Here is a 17,951-nt window from a genome sequence, read left to right as displayed (position 1 = left end):
TCCGAACTGACAGCGCGCGGTCACCTCCCGCGCTCGTAGGTAGAAAGCAGGCGTAAAACCCCACGTGACGCCCCGCGAGACAACTGCTGGAGACACGGGAAAGACCGTGAAAAGCAGCATAAATGTTCCGCCTGACCTCGTGGTGGGCCTGCTCGGTTCCGCCGACGAGAATCTCCGCGCGCTCGAACGTGCCCTGGTCGCGGATCTGCATGTCCGCGGCAATGCCATCACCCTGTCCGGGGAGCCGGCCGACGTCGCGCTCGCCGAACGGGTGGTCACCGAGCTGCTGGCCGTGGTGGCCGGTGGCCAGCCCCTGACCCAGGACGCCATCCGGCACAGCGTCGGCATGGTCACCGGGTCCGACGACGCCTCCCCGGCCGAGGTGCTGACGCTGGACATCCTGTCCCGGCGCGGCAAGACCATCCGGCCCAAGACGCTGAACCAGAAGCGCTACGTCGACGCCATCGACAACAACACCGTCGTCTTCGGCATCGGGCCGGCCGGCACCGGCAAGACCTATCTGGCCATGGCCAAAGCGGTCAACGCACTGAAGACCAAGCAGGTCAACCGCATCATCCTCACCCGCCCCGCGGTGGAAGCAGGCGAGCGCCTCGGCTTCCTGCCGGGCACGCTGAGCGAGAAGATCGATCCGTATCTGCGGCCGCTCTACGACGCGCTGCACGACATGATGGACCAGGAAGCGATCCCGAAGCTGATGGCCGCCGGCGTCATCGAGGTGGCTCCGCTGGCGTATATGCGGGGTAGGACGCTCAATGATGCCTTCATCATCTTGGACGAGGCGCAGAACACCACCGCCGAGCAGATGAAGATGTTCCTCACCCGGCTCGGCTTCGGGTCCAAGATCGTGGTCACCGGCGACACCACCCAGGTGGATCTTCCGGGTGGTGCGCGGTCGGGCCTGCGGACCGCAGTGGAGACACTGGACGGCATCGACGACATCCACATCGCCGAGCTCACCAGCGCCGACGTGGTGCGCCATCGGTTGGTCGCCGAGATCGTCGACGCCTACGCGCGTGCCGAAGAGCCGGCCGCGGTGAACCGGGCCCAGCGCCGGTCCGGGCGGCGCTGATGAGTATTGAGGTCTCCAATGAATCGGGGATGGACGTCTCCGAAGAGGAACTGATCAGCGTCGCGCGCTTCACCATCGCGAAGATGAACGTCAACCCCGGCGCCGAACTGTCCATGGTGCTGCTGGACACCGCCGCCATGGCGGACCTGCATATGCGGTGGATGGACCTGCCGGGGCCGACCGACGTGATGAGCTTCCCGATGGACGAACTGGAGCCCGGCGGTCGTCCCGATGCGACCGAACCCGGCCCGTCGATGCTCGGCGACATCGTGCTGTGCCCGCAGTTCGCCGCGGATCAGGCCAAGAAGGCCGGCCACGACCTGGAGCACGAACTCGCCCTGCTGACCGTGCACGGCGTGCTGCATCTCCTGGGCTTCGACCATGCCGAGCCCGATGAGGAGAAGGAGATGTTCGCGTTGCAGCGGCAACTGCTCGAGGATTGGTACGCCGATCAGGAGCAGTTGTACCACCGCACCATGCAGGCGGAGCGGGACCGCACGCTGCTCGACAAGTCGAGGGCATACGACGAATCGTGAGCGGTATAGCCCTTCTCCTGATTGCGATAACACTGATCTTGCTGGGTGGTCTGTTCGCCGCCATCGACGCCGCCATCAGCACCGTCTCGCTGGCCCGGGTCGAGGAAATGGTGCGCGACGAGCGCCCTGGCGCGGTCCGGCTGAACCAGGTGATCGCCGAGCGGCCCAAATACATCAACCTGATCGTGCTGTTGCGGATTGCCTGCGAGGTCACCGCCACCGCCCTGTTGGTGGCGTTCCTCGAGGATTTCTGGGGTCTGGACTGGGGCCTATTGGCCGCCGCCGCCATCATGGTGGTGGTCAGCTTCGTCGCCATCGGTGTGGGACCACGCACCATCGGCAGGCAGAACGCGTACACCATCGCTCTCGGCGCTGCCGTTCCGCTGCAAGCCATTTCGATTCTGCTGACGCCCATCAGTCGGCTGTTGATCCTGCTCGGCAACGCGCTGACACCGGGGCGGGGATTCCGCAACGGCCCATTCGCCTCGGAGATCGAACTGCGCGAGGTGGTCGACATGGCGCAGCAGAGCGGGGTGGTGGCCGACGACGAGCGCCGCATGATCCAGTCGGTGTTCGAACTCGGCGACACCCCGGCCCGCGAGGTGATGGTGCCGCGCACCGAGATGGTGTGGATCGAGAACGACAAGACCGCCGGGCAGGCCACCTCGCTGGCGGTGCGCAGCGGGCACTCCCGCATCCCGGTGATCGGTGAGAACGTCGACGACGTGGTGGGGGTCGTGTACCTCAAGGACCTCATCGAGCGCACCTACTACTCCAGCAACGGCGGCCGCGACACCGGCGTCTCCGAGGTGATGCGGCCCGCGGTGTTCGTCCCGGACTCCAAGCCGCTGGACGAACTGCTGCGGGAGATGCAGCGCGACCGCAAGCACATGGCGCTGTTGGTCGACGAATACGGTGCCATCGCCGGGTTGGTGACCATCGAGGACGTGCTCGAAGAGATCGTCGGTGAGATCGCCGATGAGTACGACACCGACGAGGTGGCCCCCGTGGAGAAGCTGGGGGAGGACAACTACCGGCTGTCCTCGCGGCTGCCCATCGAGGACCTCGGCGAGCTCTACGACATCGAATTCGACGACGACCTGGACGTCGACACCGTAGGTGGACTGCTGGCTCTCGAGCTGGGCCGCGTGCCGCTGCCCGGTGCCGAGGTGGTGTCCCACGGGCTGCGGCTGCAGGCCGAAGGCGGCCACGACCATCGGGGCCGGGTGCGGGTCGGTACGGTGCTCGTCAGCCCCACCGAGCCCGAACCCGACGCCGAGGAGTCCCACGATGACGACTGAGCTGGACCCCGAAGACGCCAAGTTGGTCACCCTGGCCCGCGGCGCGATGGCCCGGGCCGAGGCCGGATCCGGGGCGGCGGTGCGCGATCTCGACGGCCGCACCTACGCCGGGGCGCCGGTGCGCCTGCGGGCCCTGGAGCTCACGGCCCTGCAGGCTGCGGTGGCCGCCGCGGTGTCCAGCGGCGCCGCGGGCTTCGAGGCTGCCGTGCTGCTGGCCGGCGCCGGCGACGATCCGGGGGTGGCTGCCGTCCGTGAGCTCTCACCCGAGGCGTCGGTCATCGTCACCGATCGCGCGGGTACGCCCAGATGAGCGAATTCCGTTCCGGCTTCGTCTGTTTCGTCGGTAGACCCAACACCGGCAAGTCGACGCTGACCAATGCGCTGGTGGGCGCCAAGGTCGCCATCACGTCCAACCGGCCGCAGACCACCCGCCACACCATCCGCGGCATTGTGCACCGGGAGAACTTCCAGATCGTGCTGGTCGACACCCCGGGACTGCACCGGCCGCGCACTCTGCTGGGCCAGCGGCTCAACGACCTGGTGAAGGACACCTACTCCGAAGTCGACGTCATCGGCTTCTGCATCCCCGCCGACGAGCCCATCGGCCCCGGCGACCGGTGGATCTTCGAGCAGATCTGCGCGGTGGCGCCCCGGACCACCCTGATCGTCGTCGTCACCAAGATCGACAAGGTGTCCAAGGAGAAGGTCGCCGCGCAGCTGATGGCCGTGCAGGAAGCATTCGGGGACAAGGCCGTCGAGATCGTCCCGGTGTCGGCGACCAAGGGCGAGCAGGTCGACGTGTTGACCGACGTGCTGGTCTCGCACCTCGAGGAGGGCCCGGCGTTCTATCCCGACGGGGAGCTCACCGACGAGCCCGAAGAGGTGCTCATGGCCGAGCTCATCCGCGAAGCCGCCCTCGAAGGCGTACGCGATGAACTACCGCACTCCCTGGCCGTCGTCATCGATGAGGTGGAGCAGCGCGAGGACCGTGACGATCTGATCGATGTGCGCGCCATCCTCTATGTCGAGCGCGACAGCCAAAAGGGCATCGTCATCGGCAAGGGGGGCGCCAGGCTGCGCGAGGTCGGCACCGCCGCCCGTACACAGATCGAGAAGCTGCTGGGCACCAAGGTCTTCCTGGATCTCCGGGTCAAGGTCGCCAAGAACTGGCAGCGTGACCCCAAACAGCTTGGGCGGCTGGGCTTCTAGGGCGTCCAGCCGGGCACGTTGCCGAACTCGCGCCCGGGACCGGGCACCGGGCTGGCGCCGTCACCCTTGCCGTAGACCGCCACCACCACGGTGCGGTCGATCAGGTTCTCCGACCAGACGCCGATGTCGACGTTGGAGCAGTCGTGCATGATCGCGTGGTAGTCGGGGCGGTACCACCACTGGTTGAGGATCTCCACACCGGTGATGCTCAGGGCAGGGTTGATCGCCACGGTCTCGGCGACCTCGCCGGCGTACCCGGCGTTGCGGGCGCGGTCGGCCACCGTGGTGCCGTCCGAGCCGATGTCGCCGTTCAGCGCCCGGTTGTGCAGCACGTCGTTGGTGTGCCACTGCGCGGCCAGGCGCAGCTTCGGATTGATCTTGATCTCGGTGCTGCAGCCGGCCTGGTGCTGGGCGGTGTAGACGTTGGCGACCACGCTGTTGTTGAGGCGGCGGTTGTCGGCCTGGGCGCTGGGCGCCGTCACGAACCCGAACGTCGTCGCAGCCAGGACCGGCAGGACGACGGCAGCACGCAGCACGGTCATGGCACGTGACCTTACGTGAGGTCGCCCCGGTCGCGGCGCGCATCCACGGATTGTCAGCCCGCTTTGGCAGACTGGGACGAATGCGGCTGTACCGGGATCGAGCAGTAGTGCTGCGCCAGCACAAGCTCGGCGAAGCCGACCGCATCGTCACCCTGCTCACCCGCGAGCACGGTCTGGTCCGCGCGGTCGCCAAAGGGGTCCGTCGCACCCGCAGCAAGTTCGGCGCCAAGCTGGAGCCGTTCTCCCACATCGACGTGCAGCTGCATCCCGGCCGCAACCTCGACATCGTGACCCAGGTGGTCGCCCTCGACGCGTTCGCCACCGACATCGTGAACGACTACGGCCGCTACACCACCGCCTGCGCCATCCTCGAGACCGCCGAACGGCTGGCCGGCGAGGAACGCGCCCCGATGCCGCCGCTACAGAAGCTGACCGTCGGCGCCCTGCGGGCGGTGGCCGACGGCACCCGCTCCCGCGAGCTGCTGCTCGACGCCTACCTGCTGCGGGCCATGGGCATCGCCGGGTGGGCGCCGGCGCTCACCGAATGCGCCCGCTGCGCCGCTCCCGGCCCGCACCGCGCCTTCCACGTGGCCGCCGGCGGCAGTGTCTGCCTGCACTGCCGGCCCGCCGGGTCCACCACGCCGCCGCAGGGCGTGGTGGATCTGATGGTCGCGCTGCACGACGGCGACTGGGAGCACGCCGAGCTGTCGCTGCCGGCGCACCGCAGCCAGGTCAGCGGACTGGTGGCCGCCCATCTGCAATGGCATCTGGAGCGTCAACTGCGCACACTGCCGCTCGTCGAGCGGGCCTACCGGCCGGATCGCACACTCGCTGACAGTCGGGTTCTGCTGGTCGGGCAGGATATCCCCCATGGCTTTGAAACGGGAGAAGACCAGCTACCCCCAGCTGCCTCCGGCTCCTGACGACTATCCGATGTTCCCGGACACCTCGACGTGGCCGGTGGTCTTCCCTGAGCTGCCGCCGAAGACCAACGGGAAGTTCTCCCGCCCGCCGCAGCACACGTCGAAAGCCTCGGCGCCGCGAATCCCCGCCGACCAGGTCCCCAAACACGTCGCGGTGGTGATGGACGGCAACGGGCGCTGGGCCCAGCAGCGCGGACTCGGCCGCACCGAGGGCCACAAGATGGGTGAAGCGGTGCTGATCGACATCACCTGCGGCGCCATCGAAATGGGCATCAAGCACCTGACGGTGTACGCGTTCTCCACGGAGAACTGGAAGCGCAGCACCGAAGAGGTGCGGTTCCTGATGGGCTTCAACCGCGAGGTGGTGCGCCGGCGCCGGGAGAACCTGGACGCCATGGGCGTGAACATGCGCTGGGTCGGCTCGCGGCCGCGCATGTGGAGCAGCGTCATCAAGGAATTCGACATCGCCGAGCAGATGACCGTCGACAACGACGTCATCACGGTCAACTACTGCGTGAACTACGGCGGGCGCACCGAGATCGTGGAGGCCGCGCGCCAACTGGCTCAGGAGGCCGTCGACGGCAAGATCAACCCGTCGCGGATCAGCGAGGCGGCGTTTGCCAAGCACCTGCACCGCGCCGACATCCCCGATGTCGACCTGTTCATCCGGACCTCCGGTGAGCAGCGGGCCTCGAATTTCCTGTTGTGGCAGGCGGCCTACGCCGAGTTCGTCTTCCAGGACAAGCTGTGGCCCGACTACGACCGCCGCGACCTGTGGGCCGCGTGCGAGGAGTACGTGTCGCGCAACCGGCGGTTCGGCAGGGCCTGATGTCGTCGCTGCTGGAGCGTCTGTCGACCGTGCTGGCCGAGGTCGCCACCGTCGAGGAGGCCGACGACGCCCTGACGGTGATGCAGCCGGGGGTGGTGGCGTCGCTGCGGGTGGTCACCATCGCCGACGGGCTGGAGATGGTGTCGCTGACCCAGCCGCTGGCCTGGGATCTGCCGCTGAACGCCAAAACCCGGGAGAAGGTGGCGCGGCAGGCGGCCAAGACCCTGTTGGGCACCGTTGCGCTGGTGGAGAAAGTGCCCGACCCCGCGGGCAACGGGGCGGCCAAGAAGTCCGCAGATGTGTTGCTGCGCTACAACTTTCCCGGCGCCGGTCTGGCCGATGACGCCTTGCGGACGCTGATCCTGATGGTGCTGTCCGCCGGCGCCGACGTGCGGGCCGCGCTCAGCTGACTGCGCAGGCCCCGCACCGGCCGAAGATCTCGACGGTGTGGCTGACATCGGTGAACCCGTGGGTCGCGGCCACCGCGGCCGCCCAGGTCTCCACCTCGGGGCCTTCCACTTCCACCGTGGCGCCGCAGTCGCGGCACACCAGGTGGTGATGGTGATGGGTCGAGCAACGGCGGTACACCGACTCGCCGGTATCGGTGCGCAGGGTGTCCACCTGGTCGGCCACCGACATGGCCTGTAGCGTGCGGTACACCGTCGTCAGCCCGATGTTCTCGCCGCGGCGACGCAGCTCGTCGTGCAGCTCCTGAGCGGACTTGAACTCGTCGAGGGTGTCCAGCAGCTCGGTGATGGCGGCACGCTGTCTGGTGGCGCGGGTGCGCACCTCGGTGCCGGTCACCGGTGTCCCTCGCCGGCGTGGGTCACCGCGTCCACCACGATGTGGGCCAGGTGGTGGTCCACCAGCCGGTACATCACCTCTCGGCCGGCGCGCTCGCCGGCCACCACGCCGGCGGCCTTCAGGATCCGTAGATGCTGGCTGACCAGCGGCTGCGGCACGCCGAGGGCGTCCACCAGCTCGTGCACGCAGCGCTGCGACTCATTGAGTTGCAGCACGATCGCGATCCGGACGGGGGCGGCCAGCGCGCGCAGGATCTCCCCGGCCCCGTCGAGGATCTCCCGGGACGGCAGCGTGATGGAGGTGCTGCTCCCGTGCTGATGATCGAGTTCGTCATGTGTAGCGGTGGACATCTCGCCGGCGCCTCCCATAATGGAAATCGTTTCCACTACCACTCTTACATGCAGGATCGTGCATGTCAAAGGTCTCGCGGGTGTTCGTCGCCCCGGACGCCTCGACTACTCTGGTCGGGTTGCTTCCCACCAACTCAGGAGTACTCGAGCATCGTGGCGTCCGTCATCGACACCATCGCCAACCTGGCCAAGCGTCGCGGACTGGTCTACCAGTCCGGCGAGATCTACGGCGGCACCAAGTCCGCCTGGGATTACGGTCCGCTGGGCGTCGAGCTCAAGGAGAACATCAAGAAGCAGTGGTGGCGCTCGGTGGTCACCAGCCGCGATGACGTCGTGGGCCTCGACAGCGCGATCATCCTGCCGCGCCAGGTGTGGGTGGCCTCCGGCCACGTCGCCGTTTTCAACGATCCGCTGGTGGAATGCCTCAACTGCCACAAGCGGCACCGTCAGGACCACATGCAGGAGGCGTACGCGCTGAAGAAGGGTCTGGACGACCCGGATGCGGTGCCCATGTCCGAGATCGTCTGCCCGGACTGTGGCACCAAGGGCCAATGGACCGAGCCCCGCGACTTCAACATGATGCTCAAGACCTACCTGGGTCCCATCGAGTCCGAAGAGGGCCTGCACTACCTGCGGCCCGAGACCGCCCAGGGCATCTTCGTCAACTTCGCCAACGTGGTCACCACCTCACGCAAGAAGCCGCCGTTCGGCATCGGCCAGATCGGCAAGAGCTTCCGCAACGAGATCACCCCGGGCAACTTCATCTTCCGCACCCGCGAGTTCGAGCAGATGGAGATGGAGTTCTTCGTCGAGCCGTCCACCGCGGGGGAGTGGCACAAGTACTGGATCGAGACGCGCCTGCAGTGGTACGTCGACCTCGGCATCAACCCCGACAACCTGCGGCTCTACGAACACCCGAAGGAGAAGCTGTCGCACTACAGCGACGGCACCACCGACATCGAGTACAAGTTCGGTTTCGCCGGCAACCCGTGGGGTGAGCTGGAGGGCATCGCCAACCGCACCAACTTCGACTTGTCCACGCACTCAGAGCATTCCGGCGTGGACCTGTCGTTCTACGACCAGGCCAATGACACCCGCTTCGTGCCGTATGTCATCGAGCCCGCGGCGGGTCTCACCCGGTCGCTGATGGCGTTCCTGGTGGACTCCTACCACGAGGACGAGGCCCCCAACGCCAAGGGCGGCGTGGACAAGCGCACCGTGCTCAAGCTGGACCCGCGGCTGGCGCCGGTCAAGGCCGCGGTGCTGCCGCTGTCGCGGCACGCCGACCTGTCGCCCAAGGCCCGCGACCTGGCCGCCGAGCTGCGCCAGTCCTGGAACATCGAGTTCGACGACGCCGGCGCCATCGGCCGTCGCTACCGCCGCCAGGACGAGATCGGCACCCCGTTCTGCGTGACGCTGGACTTCGACTCACTCGAGGACCACGCCGTCACCATCCGTGAGCGCGACGCCATGACCCAGGAGCGGGTGGCCATCTCCGGGGTGTCGAACTACCTGGCGGTGCGGCTCAAGGGCTGCTGACCGGTCCTGCGGGCAGTGCCCTGACGTGGCTGCGCGCATGCGCGATGGCCTCGTCGAGTGAGTCCATCAGGTGATTTTCGTGCCGCAGGGTCTCGAAGAGTCCTACATTGGACAGCAGCGTCAGGTGTTCGGGTCGGACGCCCTTGATGATCACGGTGATACCGCGTTTCTCCAGCTCCTCGGTGATGCGCACCAGGGTGTGGGCGCCGGTGGCGTCGAGCATCCCCAGCTGCGACATGCGGATGATGACCACCGTGGTCTCGCTGTCGCCGGACTCGGTGATCGCTGCCGAAATGCGTTCTGCGGCACCAAAGAACATGGCTCCGTCCAGCCGGAGTACGGCGACATGCTGATCGCCGGGTTGGGAATGGCCGGGCAGCTGCTCGCGGACCACGACCGCGCGGCGGGCCACGTTCCGCAGCGCGAAGAACGCCGCGATCAGCACGCCGATCTGCACGGCCTCGATCAGGTCGAAACAGACCGTCACCGCCGCCGTGACGATGAAGGTCAGGGCGTCGGACCTGGTGGAGCGCAGGATCTTTCGTACCGTTGCCGCTGAGATCATCCGGAACGAGGTGACCATCAGAACACCGGCCAACGCCGCCAGGGGGATCGCCGCCACCGGGCCGGTGGCCAGATAGACCACGGCCAACAGCACCACGGAGTGCACGATCGCCGACACCCGGGTTCGCGCCCCGGCCCGGACGTTGACCGCAGTGCGGGCGATGGCGCCGGTGGCCGGGATCCCGCCGAACACGCCGGAGGTCACCGACGCCAAACCCTGGCCCACCAGCTCGCGGTCCGGGTCATACGGGCCCGAGTCGGACATGGTTGCCGCCACGCGTGCCGACAACAGAGACTCGATGGCCGCCAGAGCGGCTATGGCGAGGGCGGCGCCGGTCAGCGACCGCAAGGTGCCCAGGTCGGCGGTCGGGATCGAAGGCGCCGGCAGATGGGAGGGCAGCTCCCCGATGGAGGCGACGGAGATCCCGACCACCGACACCAACACCGTCGCCACCACGACCGCGGTCAATGATTCCGGGATGCCCCGGTGCACACGGGGCAGTGCCAGCATCAGCAACGCCACCAGGCCCACGATCGCCAGGGTGCGTCCCGCCGACTGCCAATTCGTCTGAGCCACCACCTGCCACGCGGCGGCGAGGGTGCGCTGGCCGCTGGGCGCAACGGCGCCGAGTGCGGCGGGCACCTGCTGCAGGAAGATGATGGCGGCGATTCCCAGGGTGAAACCTTCGATCACCGGCCAGGGGATGAACGTCACCGCGCGGCCCAGCCCTGTGATGCCCGCGATGAGGACCAGGAGCCCGGCCATGATGGTCACCACCGCGATGCTGCCCAGCCCGTGCTCCGCGACGATGGGTGCCAGCACCACGGCCATCGCTCCGGTGGGGCCGGAGACCTGCACGTGCGAGCCGCCGAACACCGCAGCCACCAAACCCGCTGTCACCGCCGTGATCAGCCCCGCCGCAGCGCCCACTCCGGAACTGATCCCGAACGCCAGCGCGAGTGGTAGCGCCACCACCGCAACCGTGATTCCGGCAACGATGTCACGTCGCCAGGATCGGGGCAGGTCGCGATAGTCGGCGACCTCGGGTAGCAGGGCTCGGGCGGACCTCACGCGTGTGGCAGCGGGGGAAGGGTTCGCAGAGTCTCCAGCTGAGCCCGCTGCGCACCGAGGGTGTCGGCCAGGAAGGTGCGCGCGATCACGAGGAGCTCGGGGATCTTCGGGTGCGCGAGTTCGTAGAACACTGCGTTGCCGACCCGATCGGCGCTGACCACATGGTGTCGTTTGAGCACGGCCAGATGTTGTGACAGCAGAGTCGGCTCGATACCGATCTCGTCGAGAAGGTCGCTCACCGAGGTGGGGCCACCCCGCGCCGCAAGGATCTCCAACACCCGGATCCGGGACGGGTGGGCCAGTGCCTTGAACAGATTGGCTTTGACTTCGTACAGCGGCTGCTCCGCCGCGGCGGGCCGACGTTGGGGCACGATGACCTACGCAATCTATGAATTGAACGATTTATCAATCCACAGAATAGCAATACCGTCTCCGCGGGCGGGGCCCCGACGGGGCGAGACCGACGATAGGAGGAGTGCCTCCACGCCAGGCGCACTCCTGGCTCACGCTCTCGAAGAGCTGACCGGTGCTGGTAAACCCGAGCACCGTCCACGCATGGGGTTAGAACCGCCCGCCGCCGGAGTAGCGGCGGCTCGAGGACCGCGACGAGCCGCCGAACGACGACGGCCGGCCCACACTGCGGCCGCCGCCGAACCCACTGCCCCAGCTGCCGCCGCGCTGGGTTCCCCAGCCGCCGGAGAACCCGCCGTTGAGCACGCTCCCGATCAGGATGCCGCCGATCACCGCGCCCAGGTCACCGCTGTTGTTGCCGTACTGCCCGGTGTAATGCGACTGCGCGTTCTGCACGTCGTTGTTGGCCAGCGACTGCGCCTGGGCGGCAAGGACTGCCGCGCCGTTGGCGTGCGCGATGGCCTCGGCGGGCGCGGTGCGCTGCTTGGCCTCGGCGGCCTCGAGCTGGCGGCCGGCCTCGGAGAGCCGCGTCCTGGCGTCGGGACCCACACTGCCGCGGCGGGTGTCGATGAACTCGGAGACGGCCTTGACCCGCGAGCGCGCGGTGAACAGCGACTGCTCCAGCAGCCGGGCCTGGTGCTCGGCCTCCTGCTGTTGCTGCTGCACCGCCGCCAGGATGGCATCCAGGTCCGCGTCGGCCTTGGTGACCGCGGTGAAGACGCCCAGCGGATCTGCGGCGCCGTCGGTGTTCGCGGCGGCCACCGCCGCCGTCGCGGCGTCGCGGGCAGCGGTCAGCTCGGCGGCCCGGGGTACCGCCTCGCCGCCGAGCAGCTCGTTGGCCGCCTCGATGCCGGACTGGATGTCGGCCAGGGCGGCGGGCAGCCCGGAGATCGCCCGGTTGATGTCACTGCCTGCGGTGTCGATGCCGTCCAGCAGCGTCTGCGCCTGCGCCAGCGCGGCCTCGGCACCGTGGATGTCGTCGATCAGCCCGGCCTGGTCTCCGGCGGGCCGGGCGACCAACGCCCGGGCGCTGCTGATGTGCTGATCGGCGAAGCCCAGACGCTGGCGCGCCTGGTCGACGTTGCCCGCCACGGAGGCCAGCGCGGTGGTCGAGTATTGCTGGCCCAGCCGCGTCAGCGTCGCCGCCGCCGGTTCCAGGCGCGCGGTCAGCGCCACCATCTGCTGGGTGAGGGTGTCCAGTCGGTCGGTGGCGTTGATCACCAGATCGCGCAGCTTCTCGAACGCGTCGCTCTGGGTCTCGAGTTCGCGATCCGCCCTCGCCGCCGCGACCACCACCCGGGTCAACAGCTCCCGGCGTTGCAGCGGCGACTCGGGGATGGCGTCGTCGAGGGTCTGCCGGACGTTGAAGGCTTGCGCCAGGGTCTTTTTGGCGTTCTCCAGCGCCGTGCGGAACGGCGCGGTGTCCGTTGGGCCGAATTCCTCCACGGCCAGGGCCAATTCGCCCTCGCTGGTGCGTACCGCGTTGTCGACGTCCACCACGATGGCTTTGGACAGTTCGTCGAGTGCCTGGATGGGCACCGACGCCAGGGCATTCGGATCGGTGGGGTCCACCCGCTGGGCGGCGGCGAACTCGGCCTGCCGGCGCTTGCTCCTGCGTCGGCGCCCCCAGACCCACAGCGCGAGCCCCAGCGCCACGATCACACCGAAGACCACCAGGAAGCCCACCCACGACACCCCGGTGCCGCCACCGGGCGAGGACGGCGCAGCGTCGGCCCCCAGCCCCTCGGCCGCGCCGATGGCGGCCTGTGCCCAGTCGCTCTCGCGCAGCGCGGGTTCGATCAGGTCGCGCTGGACGGCGGCGGCCCGGCTCTGGGTGCTGCCGTCGACGGCGAAGGAGAACTCGCGGTCCAGCGTCGCCACCGCCAGCAGGGCGTCATCATCGCCGAATCCGCTGAGCCGCCAGGTGTTGTCGGCCCACGTCTGGCCGCTCTGCCCGTCGAAGGTCTCCACGAACACCACGAACAACTGCACCCGCTTGTCGTCGTAGAGCGTGTCCAGGGCGGCCTGAACGTCCTCGACCTCGGAATCGGTCAGTGCTCCGGCGGTGTCGGTGATCTGGGCAGGCACCCGCAGCGGCGGCTCGGCGGCCGTCGCCGGTGCGGTCAGGAATCCCGCGGTCACGGCCACCAGGACCAGGCTCAGCAGGCGGACGATGCGCATGCCCGCCAATCTAGTGGGACTGTGAGTGGCTGTCCGCGACCGCGCCGGTGTCCTGGCAGACTGTGCCCTGGTGAGTACGTCAGAGCAGGACCACTACAGTGCGTTCGATCGTGAGCGGCAGGTGCCCGAGGCGCCCAAGAGTGCCGCCATGCCGGGAACCAATACCGAGCACCGCGGCGACTTCGCCCGCGACCGGGCCCGGGTGCTGCACTGCGTGGCCTTCCGCCGTCTCGCCGACAAGACCCAGGTGGTCGGCCCACGGGAGAGCGAGACACCCCGGACCCGGCTCACGCACTCGCTGGAGGTGGCCCAGATCGGCCGCGGCATGGCCATCGGCCTGGGCTGTGACCCGGACCTGGTGGATCTGGCCGGTCTGGCGCACGACATCGGCCATCCGCCGTACGGCCACAACGGGGAGCGCGCGCTCGACGAGATCGCCAAGATCTTCGGCGGATTCGAAGGCAATGCCCAGAATTTCCGCATCCTCACCAGGTTGGAACCCAAAGTCCTTGATGCCCAGGGTCGTTCGGCAGGGCTGAATCTCACCCGCGCCGCCCTGGACGCGGTGGCCAAGTATCCGTGGTTCCGCGGGGACCGCAAGAAGTTCGGCTTCTACGACGACGACGCCGCGGGTGCGCACTGGGTGCGCAGCGGTGCGCCCGCCGACCGGGCCTGCCTGGAGGCCCAGGTGATGGACTGGGCCGACGACGTGGCCTACTCCGTGCACGACGTCGAGGACGGGGTGATCTCCGGCCGGATCGATCTGCGGGTACTGGCCGACGCCGACGCGGCGGCATCGCTGGCGCGGCTGGGGGGCGAGGCCTACCAGGCCGACGACCTGCTCGAAGCCGCTCAGCGGCTCTCGGAGCTGCCAGTGGTGGCCGCAGTCGGCAAGTACGACGGCACCCTGGCCGCGTCGGTGGCACTCAAACGGCTGACCAGCGAGCTGGTGGGTCGGTTCGCCAACGCCGCCATCACCGAGACCAGGGCCGTGGCCGGCGGCGGCCCGCTGGGACGGTTCCGGGCAGATCTGCACGTGCCGGCGCTGGTGCGTGCCGAGGTGGCGGTGCTCAAGATCCTGGCGCTGCAGTTCATCATGTCCGACCACCGCCATCTGGGCATCCAGGCCGATCAGCGCAACCGTATCCACGAGGTGGCGCTGGCGTTGTGGGCGCAGGCTCCCGGCAGCCTGGATCCGCAGTTCGCGCCCGAATTCATCGCCGCCGCCGACGACGGCGCCCGGCTGCGGGTGGTGATCGACCAGATCGCGTCCTACACCGAGTCCCGGTTGGAGCGAGTGCACGAGGCACGCTCGCCGCGGCCCCTAGACTGATCGCATGGCCGGGCGGATTTCTGATCGCGATATCGCGGCCATCCGTGAGAAGACCCGCATCGAGGACATCGTCGGCGACTATGTGCAGTTGCGCCGCGCCGGGGCCGACTCTCTGAAGGGGTTGTGCCCGTTCCACGACGAGAAGTCTCCGTCGTTTCACGTGCGGCCCAACCACGGCCACTTCCATTGCTTCGGCTGTGGCGAAGGCGGCGACGTCTACGCCTTCCTGCAGAAGATCGAGCACGTCAGCTTCGTCGAGGCCGTCGAGCTGCTGGCCGACAAGATCAACTACACCATCACCTACACCGGGGCCTCCACCACCAACGTTCAGCGCGACCGCGGCAGCCGCAGCCGACTGATCGCCGCCAATGCCGCGGCCGCCGAGTTCTACGCCCAGCAGCTGGAGAGCCCGGAGGCCGCCACCGCCCGCCAGTACCTCACCGAGCGCAACTTCGACGCCGCCGCGGCCCGGTTGTTCGGCTGCGGGTACGCGCCGTCCGGTTGGGACACGCTCACAAAGCACCTGCGGCGCTTGGGTTTCGAGTTCAAGGAGCTGGAAGCGGCGGGGCTGTCCCGCGAAGGCAAGCGCGGCCCGATGGACCGGTTCCACCGCCGGCTGCTGTGGCCCATCCGCGGGTCGTCGGGCGAGGTCATCGGGTTCGGCGCCCGCCGGTTGTTCGACGACGACCAGAACCAGGCCAAGTACGTCAACACCCCGGAAACCACGCTGTACAAGAAGTCCAACGTGCTGTTCGGAATCGACCAGGCCAAACGCGACATCGCCCGCGGGCACCAGGCCGTCGTCGTCGAGGGCTACACCGACGTCATGGCGATGCACCTGGCCGGCGTCACCACCGCGGTGGCCTCGTGCGGCACCGCTTTCGGCGACGAGCACCTCTCGATGCTGCGGCGACTCATGATGGACGACAAGTTCTTCCGCGGCGAGTTGATCTACGTGTTCGACGGTGACGCGGCCGGTCGCGCCGCCGCCCTGAAAGCGTTCGAAGGCGAGCAGAACCTCGCCGGGCAGTCGTTCGTCGCCGTTGCCGCCGACGGGATGGACCCGTGCGATCTGCGACTCAAGCACGGAGACACCGCGCTGCGCGATCTGGTGGCACGGCGAACGCCGTTGTTCGAGTTCGCGATTCGCACGGCGCTGGCGGAATCGGATCTCGACACCGCCGAGGGGCGGGTGGCGGCGCTGCGGCGGTGCGTGCCGATGGTGGCCAAGATCAAAGACCCCACCCTGCGTGACGAATATGCCCGCCAGCTGGCCGGCTGGGTCGGTTGGGACGACGTGGCCCAGGTGATTCGCCGGGTCCGTGAGCATGCCAAAGATCCACGGGCGCAGAGTGACTCAAAGCGGGCCGCCCCGGCGCGCAAGGCCCCCGAGGCCACCCGGCCCAATCCGCGGGACCCTACGCTGTGGCCGCAGCGGGAAGCGCTGAAGATGGCGCTGCAGTACGCGGCGCTGGCCGGGCCGGTGTTTGACGCGCTGACCGTCGAGAGCTTCACCCATCCCGGTTACGCCGCGGTGCGCACCGCCATCGAGGCCGCCGGGGGTACCGCGAGCAGCGGCGGCGGGGCGCAGTGGATCGACCTGGTGCGCCAGCACGCCGCCGCACCGGCGGTGGCTGCGCTGATCACCGAGCTCAGCGTCGAAGCGGTGGCCGCCACCGACGAGGAGAAGTTGCCGCGCTACATCTCCAGCGTGCTGGCCCGGCTGCAGGAGGTGTGGGTGGGCCGCCAGATCGCCGAGGTCAAGTCCAAGCTGCAGCGGATGTCGCCGGTGGAGCAGGGCGACGAGTACCACGCGCTGTTCGGGGACCTGGTGGCGATGGAGGCCTACCGGCGCAGCCTGCTGCAGCAGGCCAGTGGGGACGACCTGACTGCGTGAGAGGCTGTAAAGAAGTAGGCTCTCGATAGGCCGGGGGGCCGCAGTTTTCGAGTGAAAGGCAGACTGATGGGATCCACGCGACGCATGGTGGCCGTCGGCGCATTTGCTGCTGCTGCTGTGGCAGCGCCCCTCTGCGCTGCGCTGAGCACCCCTGAACCCGTCAGCACGCAGGCTGAGTGCCTGGCGTGGTTGGGTGCCCGCGGCACCGGTGAATGCATCGGCAATTCGCTGGGCAGCCAGGGTCCCACCCTCAACGGCACCGGCGTCGGGCCCACCAGCCCCGGGCCGGCCATGGGTGGCATCGGGGTGGGCACGCCCGGCGTCGGGATCGGCAACGGCGGTTTCTACACCTCGCCGCTGCTGCCCGGCACGTCGGTCAACGTCCCGCTCGGCTGAGCTAGTACTTCTCGGGTCCGATCACCGAGGTCGTGTTGTCGATCTCGGTGAGCTTGACCATGCCCGGATCAGGTGACACCTGCTGGGCGATCTTGCGGCGCCCGGCGTCCAGCGCCGCCTTGGCCGCGGGGTGGCCCGTGACCGCCTTGTAGGTGCCGGCGATCTGTTCGTAGCGACGACGGCCGGCCTTGGCGCCCAGCACGTAGCCGACTCCCAGTACGACGACAATGCGGATCACTGCGTGGCCTCCCAGATGTTGACGTTCCAACCATCCTGCCTCATCCGCCGGTGGGCATGCTCACCGTCTCGTACGCCCCCGCTCGTCTCCCCGCCCTCTCTTGCGCACACATGTGTGTCCTACTGCGGCGCTGCGGCGTGTCGCGCAGTAAACCGCACACACGTCGACGGCGGCGCGGCACACATGTGTGCCCTGCTGCGGCTGTACGGCGTGTCGCGGAGTAAACCGCACACGTGTGGCCAAGAAGGGGGTCTGAGCTGGCGATTATCGGTCGACAAGCCTCGTACGCTAGAGTCATCTCTCGCGTAATCCCCTGTAGCTCAATTGGCAGAGCTTCCGACTGTTAATCGGACGGTTGATGGTTCGAGTCCATCCGGGGGAGCTTTTCTTTTCTAGCCGAAGATCCCGCCGCAGCCGCCCGGAGGCGCGAGCGGCGGGGTCATCGTCCCGTTCGGGACAATGCATCGCATCGGCTGCCAGAACATCCCGATGGCGTAGGCATTCAGCCGCGTCCCGTCCGGGAAATCTCTGCCTTCGCAGTAGCCGCCGTACCCTGACGCCGAGATGGCGCCGGGCGGGTTGCCCGGGCACCACGACGGTGGCTGCGGCACCAGCGGGTCGGGCTCTGCTGCGGCCGGTGCGGCAACCATCACCGACGCCGCCAGAACGGTGGACACACCTGCCAGGATCGTTGTCCCCCACATGAGCAGGACTGTAAACCTCAACTAGAGCTGGC

At 68.3% G+C, this 17,951-nt stretch carries 20 protein-coding genes and 1 tRNA gene; 13 read left to right on the top strand and 8 right to left on the bottom strand.

Translation table 11 applies throughout. The features are described from left to right. Positions 1-64: 64 nt before the first annotated feature. Genes G6N58_RS29310 through era form a run of 5 tightly spaced genes read left to right on the top strand, consistent with a single transcriptional unit; the run spans position 65 to position 4,136 of the window. Positions 65-1,090, top strand: a complete 1,026-nt coding sequence (locus G6N58_RS29310) for a PhoH family protein (protein ID WP_115280420.1) — start codon at positions 65-67, stop codon at positions 1,088-1,090. Beyond that, on the top strand, positions 1,090-1,626 hold the full coding sequence (gene ybeY / locus G6N58_RS29305) for an rRNA maturation RNase YbeY (RefSeq protein WP_115280421.1): 537 nt from the start codon (positions 1,090-1,092) through the stop codon (positions 1,624-1,626). The genes G6N58_RS29310 and ybeY overlap by 1 nt, the downstream gene beginning before the upstream one ends. After that, positions 1,623-2,927 carry a hemolysin family protein gene (locus G6N58_RS29300; protein WP_115280422.1) on the top strand — a complete coding sequence of 435 codons (1,305 nt, stop codon included), beginning with the start codon at positions 1,623-1,625 and terminating at the stop codon, positions 2,925-2,927. The genes ybeY and G6N58_RS29300 overlap by 4 nt, the downstream gene beginning before the upstream one ends. Next, the gene (locus G6N58_RS29295) at positions 2,917-3,237 is read left to right on the top strand and encodes a cytidine deaminase-like protein (RefSeq protein ID WP_115280423.1); all 321 of its coding nucleotides are present in this window, start codon (positions 2,917-2,919) and stop codon (positions 3,235-3,237) included. Before G6N58_RS29300 ends, G6N58_RS29295 begins: the two co-directional genes overlap by 11 nt. Then, positions 3,234-4,136, top strand: a complete 903-nt coding sequence (gene era / locus G6N58_RS29290; RefSeq protein WP_115280424.1) for a GTPase Era — start codon at positions 3,234-3,236, stop codon at positions 4,134-4,136. The genes G6N58_RS29295 and era overlap by 4 nt, the downstream gene beginning before the upstream one ends. On the opposite strand, the gene G6N58_RS29285 is transcribed toward era, so the two are convergent. Continuing rightward, positions 4,133-4,678: a CAP domain-containing protein gene (locus G6N58_RS29285; protein WP_232068052.1), complete on the bottom strand. Its 546-nt coding sequence runs from the start codon at positions 4,676-4,678 to the stop codon at positions 4,133-4,135. The two genes, era and G6N58_RS29285, sit on opposite strands and share 4 nt — an antisense overlap. Positions 4,679-4,758: 80 nt before the next feature. Here G6N58_RS29285 and recO point away from each other — a divergent pair, with 80 nt between their 5' ends. The 3 genes from recO to G6N58_RS29270 are packed head-to-tail and all read left to right on the top strand — an operon-like array spanning position 4,759 to position 6,840. Beyond that, positions 4,759-5,601 (top strand): DNA repair protein RecO, encoded by an 843-nt coding sequence (gene recO, locus G6N58_RS29280; RefSeq protein WP_068917849.1) that lies wholly within the window; start codon positions 4,759-4,761, stop codon positions 5,599-5,601. Further along, positions 5,549-6,430, top strand: a complete 882-nt coding sequence (locus tag G6N58_RS29275; RefSeq protein ID WP_068917848.1) for a decaprenyl diphosphate synthase — start codon at positions 5,549-5,551, stop codon at positions 6,428-6,430. The genes recO and G6N58_RS29275 overlap by 53 nt, the downstream gene beginning before the upstream one ends. After that, positions 6,430-6,840, top strand: a complete 411-nt coding sequence (locus G6N58_RS29270) for a hypothetical protein (RefSeq protein WP_115280425.1) — start codon at positions 6,430-6,432, stop codon at positions 6,838-6,840. Before G6N58_RS29275 ends, G6N58_RS29270 begins: the two co-directional genes overlap by 1 nt. Here G6N58_RS29270 and G6N58_RS29265 read toward each other — a convergent pair. Together G6N58_RS29265 and G6N58_RS29260 are read right to left on the bottom strand one after the other, a co-directional pair. Then, positions 6,833-7,234, bottom strand: a complete 402-nt coding sequence (locus tag G6N58_RS29265; protein ID WP_115280426.1) for a Fur family transcriptional regulator — start codon at positions 7,232-7,234, stop codon at positions 6,833-6,835. The two genes, G6N58_RS29270 and G6N58_RS29265, sit on opposite strands and share 8 nt — an antisense overlap. Continuing rightward, positions 7,231-7,584, bottom strand: a complete 354-nt coding sequence (locus G6N58_RS29260) for an ArsR/SmtB family transcription factor (protein WP_115281961.1) — start codon at positions 7,582-7,584, stop codon at positions 7,231-7,233. The genes G6N58_RS29265 and G6N58_RS29260 overlap by 4 nt, the downstream gene beginning before the upstream one ends. A gap of 153 nt (positions 7,585-7,737) precedes the next feature. On the opposite strand from G6N58_RS29260, the gene G6N58_RS29255 reads away from it, so the two are divergent. Next, a complete protein-coding gene (locus G6N58_RS29255; protein WP_115280427.1) occupies positions 7,738-9,123 on the top strand; it encodes a glycine--tRNA ligase in 1,386 nt (461 codons plus the stop codon). On the opposite strand, the gene G6N58_RS29250 is transcribed toward G6N58_RS29255, so the two are convergent. The 3 genes from G6N58_RS29250 to G6N58_RS29240 all read right to left on the bottom strand — a co-directional run bounded on the left by G6N58_RS29250 (position 9,110) and on the right by G6N58_RS29240 (position 13,351). Further along, positions 9,110-10,759 (bottom strand): SulP family inorganic anion transporter, encoded by a 1,650-nt coding sequence (locus G6N58_RS29250; RefSeq protein WP_115280428.1) that lies wholly within the window; start codon positions 10,757-10,759, stop codon positions 9,110-9,112. The genes G6N58_RS29255 and G6N58_RS29250 overlap by 14 nt on opposite strands. Continuing rightward, entirely contained in the window at positions 10,756-11,130 is a 375-nt protein-coding gene (locus G6N58_RS29245; protein WP_115280429.1) for an ArsR/SmtB family transcription factor, read from the bottom strand. The genes G6N58_RS29250 and G6N58_RS29245 overlap by 4 nt, the downstream gene beginning before the upstream one ends. Positions 11,131-11,320: 190 nt before the next feature. Then, entirely contained in the window at positions 11,321-13,351 is a 2,031-nt protein-coding gene (locus tag G6N58_RS29240; RefSeq protein ID WP_115280430.1) for a TPM domain-containing protein, read from the bottom strand. A gap of 70 nt (positions 13,352-13,421) precedes the next feature. Between G6N58_RS29240 and G6N58_RS29235 the strand changes: the two genes are divergently transcribed. The 3 genes from G6N58_RS29235 (at position 13,422) to G6N58_RS29225 (ending at position 16,977) form a co-directional block, all read left to right on the top strand. Then, complete coding sequence (locus G6N58_RS29235) at positions 13,422-14,684, top strand: deoxyguanosinetriphosphate triphosphohydrolase (RefSeq protein WP_115281962.1); 1,263 nt, start codon at positions 13,422-13,424, stop codon at positions 14,682-14,684. A gap of 4 nt (positions 14,685-14,688) precedes the next feature. Further along, the gene (dnaG, locus tag G6N58_RS29230) at positions 14,689-16,581 is read left to right on the top strand and encodes a DNA primase (RefSeq protein WP_115280431.1); all 1,893 of its coding nucleotides are present in this window, start codon (positions 14,689-14,691) and stop codon (positions 16,579-16,581) included. Positions 16,582-16,647: 66 nt separating this feature from the next. Beyond that, on the top strand, positions 16,648-16,977 hold the full coding sequence (locus tag G6N58_RS29225) for a DUF7155 family protein (RefSeq protein WP_115280432.1): 330 nt from the start codon (positions 16,648-16,650) through the stop codon (positions 16,975-16,977). A gap of 1 nt (position 16,978) precedes the next feature. Here the strand turns inward: G6N58_RS29225 and G6N58_RS29220 are convergent, their stop codons facing one another. Further along, positions 16,979-17,215: a hypothetical protein gene (locus G6N58_RS29220; protein ID WP_115280433.1), complete on the bottom strand. Its 237-nt coding sequence runs from the start codon at positions 17,213-17,215 to the stop codon at positions 16,979-16,981. 309 nt (positions 17,216-17,524) lie between these two features. Here G6N58_RS29220 and G6N58_RS29215 point away from each other — a divergent pair. Next, a tRNA-Asn gene (locus tag G6N58_RS29215) sits at positions 17,525-17,597 on the top strand. Positions 17,598-17,607: 10 nt separating this feature from the next. Here the strand turns inward: G6N58_RS29215 and G6N58_RS29210 are convergent. Then, positions 17,608-17,919, bottom strand: a complete 312-nt coding sequence (locus tag G6N58_RS29210) for a hypothetical protein (protein ID WP_115280434.1) — start codon at positions 17,917-17,919, stop codon at positions 17,608-17,610. Positions 17,920-17,951: the final 32 nt, after the last annotated feature.

It is taken from the genome of Mycolicibacterium tokaiense, assembly GCF_010725885.1.
GTDB classification, from domain to species: domain Bacteria; phylum Actinomycetota; class Actinomycetes; order Mycobacteriales; family Mycobacteriaceae; genus Mycobacterium; species Mycobacterium tokaiense.
The sequence above is the reverse complement of the archived record's forward strand: the minus strand, read 5'-3'. Positions and strand labels throughout refer to the sequence as shown.